Genomic DNA, 4,186 nt, shown 5'->3' with positions numbered 1-4,186 from the left:
GGTCAACGTTACGTGGAACTCGTCCAGCCGGCCGACCCCGATCGACGGCTGCAGGCCGGCGGCAACCTTCCGTTGGGACAGACGGTACCGTCGTTCGATGTAGCCAAGCTGTTCAACGGGTTTCGGCCGATTTTCCAAACCCTTGACCCTGCCCAGTTCAACCTGTTGGGTGAGAACCTGCTGCGCCTGATTCAGGGTGATGAAAACGGCATTGGCCCGTTTCTGCATGACCTGGACGTCATTTCGAAGTTGGCCGTGAATCGCCAGGCGGTTATCACCGTCGTGATACGGAATCTCAGTGCGATCTCCCAAGATCTGGGTGGCAAATCACAGCAACTGTTTCATCTCATCGCCACCCTCAACGAGGTGGTGACGAACTTTGGTTCCATGGCTGAGGAGTTCCGTGCCGCGCTGGACTCGGGACTGCCGGTACTGCGAAACACCACCCACGTCCTGCAATATGCCGAGCGCATGTTTGACGGGACCACGGTCCCGCTCTATGACCTGAGCAGTCGGATGTGGCCGCAGACCGCGACGATCATTGCGGGCCTGTCGCTCGCGCCGTCGTTAATCCAAGGAGCACGGGACTGGCTGGCCGACGACAAGCCCGCCACACCAACGTTTTCCTGCTCACACGGCGAAGTCACGTTGCCGGGGATCGGGCAGGTGTCATTCGCGCAGCAGAACTTGGTGGTGTGTCGGTGATGGACAAGCGGCGACGGGGCCGTGCTGCGCTCGACGAGCGCAGCGCCGCGATCCGCAATCGCCGGCACGGCATCGTCGGTGTCGTTGTCATCATTGCGGCGTTGGCCGTTACCGCAATGGCCTACCTCAATCCGACCAATCAGAACGGCTATACCGCGCACCTGCCTAACTCCGGCGGTGTGCGCGTCGGCGACCAGGTTCGGATCGCCGGCATCCCGGTCGGGAAGGTCACCAGTGTCCGTCTTGACGCCGCCGTCGTCGAGATCAAATTCGACGTTGAGCGTTCGGTGGTCGTCGGTTCGGAATGCACACTCGACATCAAGCTCCTGACTCCGCTTGGCGGCCACTATGTGGCGCTTGACCCAAAGGGCGGTTTACCACTAGGCCGCAACGTGATTCCACCGCAACGCGTCACGCTGCCGTTCGAGGTCAACGACATAATTCAGGCGGCAACACCGCTGATCAAGGAAGTCAACGGCCAAGTCATCCACAATACTTTCACCGAGGTTGCCAACGCGGCCAACAGGTATCCCGACGCGATCCGCGATTTGCTCCGGTCGGCAAATGCGTTGACGACGTCGATGAGCAAGTCCACCAACGACTTCCATCGCAGTCTCGACTTCGCTAACAACGGCTTGCGAGCCGTGGTCGCCGGACGGAAGCAGCTCATCACGTTGTTTGAGCAACTCGACATCCTCGGCAAGATGTACACCTCGAAGGCAGTCGATATCATCGAGTTTTTCGGTCTGCTAAACGAATTGGCTCGAGTTCTCGACCGTATCACGGTGTTTTACGGTCGGGAGGTCGCGCCGATCGTCAACGGAATCGAGGACATCACCGACACGCTGGTCGCCCATCCCGACCGTATTGGCCAGGCGCTCGACCAGCTAGGGCAGAGCCTCAACATCGTGGTGCCAATGCTCAGCGGGAACGGGGTCGTCTTCGACAAACACAAGCGGCTAGTCCCCGGACAGGACCTGTGCCTGCCCAATATCATGAGGAACTGTTGACATGACCGGGCCGTCGCCGGTCGGCTCGCGGTTGCGTTCCCCGTCGGGTATCGCTGCGGTGGCGGTCGTCATCGTCGCGGTCACGGCAGCGGTCGTCATCGGCGCCAAGATCTTGATGCCCCAACACACTCGGGCGATGTGCGCCGAATTCGCCGACGCGGTGGGCCTTTATCCGGGCAACAAGGTCGCGCTGCTGGGTATCGAAGTCGGCTCGACGACCGCGATTGTCAACAAGCCCGACCACGTCGAGGTTGACTTCACGGTACCCACCGACCTCGATCTGCCGGCCGACGTCGGTGCGGTCACCTACTCGCAATCGATTGTCACCGACCGCCATATCGAACTGACCAAGCCTTACACCGGAGGCCCGAAATTCACCGGGCCGGAGTGCATCAAGCTGAAGTCGACCAAGACCCCGATCAGCGTCAGCGAAACCTTCGCTGCCATAGGCAAACTCGCCGACGCCATCTTGGATCCCCAGAACGGCCAAGACCCGTCCCAGGCCCCGGGTGTGCACGCGATCAACGAGAGCTTACGCGCCGCCGGCCGCTCGCTGGACGGCACTGGCCCCGGCCTCAACCAGACCCTGCGCAATCTGGTCTCCATGCTCGCCGACCCCTACAAGGCCGACGCCGACTACCGGCAGCTCTTCGAAAACAGTGAGATCCTCACCTCAGACTTTCTCAAGAACTGGGACAGCTTCGCCTCGGTGATCCGAACCCTTCCGACCACAACCCAATTGATCGAGGGCCTGTCGGACAACTTCGGAGCGGCCCTAATCCACCTGTCCCACCTGCTGCCGATCTTGGTCGAGGCGATGAACCGGTGGGGGCCGCGGCTCTATCAAAAACTTGACAAGGCGATCACCTGGACACGGGACGTGCTGAACAGACACACTCCGGCCATTCTCGCCATGATCAACTCGTGGCCGCAGTTCAGTCACTGGCTGAGCGATATTTACGAGCCGGCGTGGGGGACACACAACGTCACCTATATCCCACCGCAGGTGGCGATTTCGCCATCACAGGCCGGCGCCATCTGCGAGGGTCTGCGGCAGCGCAATGTCCCGGGCGCTGCGGCGGCGTGCGCGTCGGGCAGCGCTTCGGATCCGGTCACCCTCGGCCTGACCGATCTCATCTTGGGGGCCGCGCTGCCATGACCCGACGCTCGATACGCGCTGCGCGCGTACTGCTGGCCTGGCTGCTAGCCGCGGTGGCCATCAGCCTGGCGTCTGCATGTTCGCTAGACCCGACCCGGCTCCCGGTCCCGGGCGCCTACACGCCCCACCACACCTACCGAATCAAGATCGAGTTCTCCAGCGTGCTCAACTTGCCGGCCCGCGCCAAAGTGGACTCCGGTGGAGTGCAGATCGGCGTGCTCGACCACGTCCAGCTCGAGGGCGCCACGGCGGTCGCGTACGTCGATATGTCCGGCGACACCAAGCTCCCTGGCAACACCCGCGCTGAGCTGCGCCAGGCCACCCCCCTCGGCGACATTTATATCGCGCTGGTCCCCCCCGAGGATCGGTCGGCGGGGGTATTGCGGGACGGCGACACCATCTCGTTGCGCAATACCGCGCCGGCCGACAACGTCGAAGACGTCCTGCGGTCGGTGTCAAACCTGGTGGCCGGGGGCGCAATTGGCACACTGCAAAGCACCGTGGTCAACCTCAACAAAGCGTTCCCGAACGACCCCGCGGAGCTGACCCGGATTCAGAAGACCATCGGCGGCGTACTCAATGACCTGGCAGCCAACCAGGACACCATGGACGGCATCTTGTCCAGCATGGAGAACATCACCACCAACTTGGCGGCCAATACCGACGTGTTCAACCGGCTGGTAGCCGAAGGCCCGCCGAAGCTCGAAGGGCTATCGGCGGTGACTGTCGCCATCCTCCACGTCGTCGGTGACTCGCAGGATATCGCCAACCTCGGCGGACAGCTCATCAATCCGATCACCGGCGACTTGATTCAAATGCTTTCCTATATCACGCCGATGGTGGGGACGCTGGCAACCGTTGACACCACCGTTCCGGTGATCGCCGACAAGTTCGTCGCATTGTTGCGCTACAAGCTCATCGGGTTCTTCCGCAATGGAGGGCCGAAATACATTGTTTCCGGGCTTCATCCACCGACCGGGCGCGAGGGTGTTGACCCCGCGGATAAGGCCGACCAGGCGGTCAGGGCTATGCAGTCCATGGGGCTGGTGCCATGAAATTCAATGCCGGTGTCACGCTGGTCATCCTTGCGGTGCTGACGCTGCTGGGCGCGGTCTACATGTCGGTCGGCGTGCTCGATATGAGCCCGACAAAACAGGTAACCCGACTCACGCTGCTGCTCAACACTTCCGGCGGTCTGATGCCCACGTCCGACGTGACGATGCGTGGTATCAAGGTCGGCCGGGTGACCGGTATCGAGACCACGGCAACGGGGCTGGCGGTCTCGATCGATCTCGACCGCGCGCACCCGGTG

5 protein-coding genes are annotated in these 4,186 nt (G+C 62.1%); all 5 read left to right on the top strand.

What is annotated here, in order from left to right:
* Positions 1-705: MCE family protein (locus WAN02_RS04590; RefSeq protein ID WP_422262994.1), on the top strand; the 705-nt coding region annotated here is incomplete at its 5' end.
* Positions 705-1,715: an MlaD family protein gene (locus tag WAN02_RS04585; protein ID WP_422262993.1), complete on the top strand. Its 1,011-nt coding sequence runs from the start codon at positions 705-707 to the stop codon at positions 1,713-1,715. The genes WAN02_RS04590 and WAN02_RS04585, both read left to right, overlap by 1 nt.
* 1 nt (position 1,716) lies before the next feature.
* A complete protein-coding gene (locus WAN02_RS04580; RefSeq protein ID WP_422262992.1) occupies positions 1,717-2,874 on the top strand; it encodes an MlaD family protein in 1,158 nt (385 codons plus the stop codon).
* Positions 2,871-3,929, top strand: coding sequence for an MlaD family protein (locus WAN02_RS04575; protein WP_422262991.1), 1,059 nt, complete (start codon positions 2,871-2,873; stop codon positions 3,927-3,929). Before WAN02_RS04580 ends, WAN02_RS04575 begins: the two co-directional genes overlap by 4 nt.
* On the top strand, positions 3,926-4,186 hold a 261-nt coding region (locus tag WAN02_RS04570; protein ID WP_422262990.1), incomplete at its 3' end, for an MlaD family protein. The genes WAN02_RS04575 and WAN02_RS04570, both read left to right, overlap by 4 nt.

Source organism: Mycobacterium sp., from assembly GCF_049281135.1.
Lineage (GTDB): Bacteria > Actinomycetota > Actinomycetes > Mycobacteriales > Mycobacteriaceae > Mycobacterium.
This window is presented reverse-complemented; position numbering and strand designations above follow the sequence as displayed.

What these genes read in the sequence shown, in the direction of transcription:
- WAN02_RS04580 (WP_422262992.1), top strand. Translation starts at nt 1,717, where the DNA reads ATGACCGGGCCGTCGCCGGTCGGCTCGCGGTTGCGTTCCCCGTCGGGT.
- WAN02_RS04585 (WP_422262993.1), top strand. Translation starts at nt 705, where the DNA reads ATGGACAAGCGGCGACGGGGCCGTGCTGCGCTCGACGAGCGCAGCGCC.
- WAN02_RS04575 (WP_422262991.1), top strand. Translation starts at nt 2,871, where the DNA reads ATGACCCGACGCTCGATACGCGCTGCGCGCGTACTGCTGGCCTGGCTG.